The sequence below is a fragment of the Aeromonas sp. HMWF016 genome (assembly GCF_963878195.1).
GTDB lineage: Bacteria > Pseudomonadota > Gammaproteobacteria > Enterobacterales > Aeromonadaceae > Aeromonas > Aeromonas lacus.
The window spans coordinates 1-1,167 of the sequence record NZ_CAWNWX010000012.1 but is presented as its reverse complement, the minus strand read 5'-3'; the positions used below and the strand labels follow the sequence as shown (position 1 = coordinate 1,167).

General features: G+C 65.1%; 1 protein-coding gene. It reads right to left on the bottom strand.

Going from position 1 to position 1,167, the window contains the following annotated elements; all coding sequences use genetic code 11:
• Positions 1-54: 54 nt before the first annotated feature.
• A partial coding sequence (gene thiH, locus AACS24_RS01305; protein ID WP_108572123.1) for a 2-iminoacetate synthase ThiH occupies positions 55-1,167 on the bottom strand: 1,113 nt, incomplete at its 5' end.

Here is a 1,167-nt window from a genome sequence, read left to right as displayed (position 1 = left end):
GTTCTACCCCTCCGATCTGCTTGCCGCTGTCTGTTACCGCAGGTGTAACCGTCGTTAACGACCCAAAAACGGCTCCCAGTCCTTGAACACCGGCTGCAAACCCGCCTGCCGCACGGCGGCGGCCACTTCCCCCACCGGGCGGTCGTCGTGGATGGCAAACTGCTCCAGCTCCTCCGCATCCCCCTCGGCATAGCCACCCGGCTGGGTGCGCGACTCGGCCGACATCTGGGTGATGCCAAGGCGCACCGCGCCGTTGCGAAAGGTGGCCGACTCGCGGGTGGAGAGGGACAAGTCCAGCGTGGGCGAGAAGAGGCGCCAGGCGCAGATCAGCTGGGCCAGCTGGCGATCCGACATAACCACGGCAGGCTCCAGCCCACCGGTGCAGGGGCGTAAGCGCGGAAAGGAAAGGGAATAGCGGCTCTGCCAGTGGTGGCGCTCCAGCCAGCTCAGGTGCTCGGCGACAAAGTAGCTGTCGGCGCGCCAGTCCGAGGAGAGACCGATGAGCGCCCCCAACCCTATCTTGTCGATACCGGCACGGCCCAGCCGATCCGGCGTGGCAAGGCGCCATGCGATGTCCCGCTTGTTGCCGCGCAGATGGTGGCGGGCGTAGGTGGGGGCGTGGTAGGTCTCCTGATAGACCATGACGGCGTCGAGACCGAGGGTTTTCAGCTCGGCATAGTCGGCCTGCGAGAGGGGCTGCACCTCCATCCCTACCGTGCTGAAGTGGCGGCGGATGATGGGCATCACCTCGCGAAAATAGGCGAGCCCCACCTTGTGCTCGTGCTCGCCGGTCACCAGCAGCACGCTGTCGAAGCCGCGCGCCTTGATGGCCAGACACTCGCGCTCTATCTCCTCTGTATTCAAGGTCTTGCGCTTGAGGCGGTTGCTCATGGAGAAGCCACAGTAGGTGCAGTCGTTGGCGCAGAGGTTCGACAGATAGAGCGGCACATAGAAGCCGATGGTGTTGCCAAAGCGCTGGCGAGTCAGGCGCTCGGCCTCGGCTGCCATCTGCGGCAGATAGGCCTCGGCGGCTGGCGAGATCAGCGCCATAAAATCGCTCAGGGTGCGACGGGGGGCGCTCAGGGCGCGTGCCACATCGGCGGCGGTTTTGGCGCGGATCTGCATGCCGATATCGTCCCACTCCAGCTCCTGCCAACGGTCGAGAAA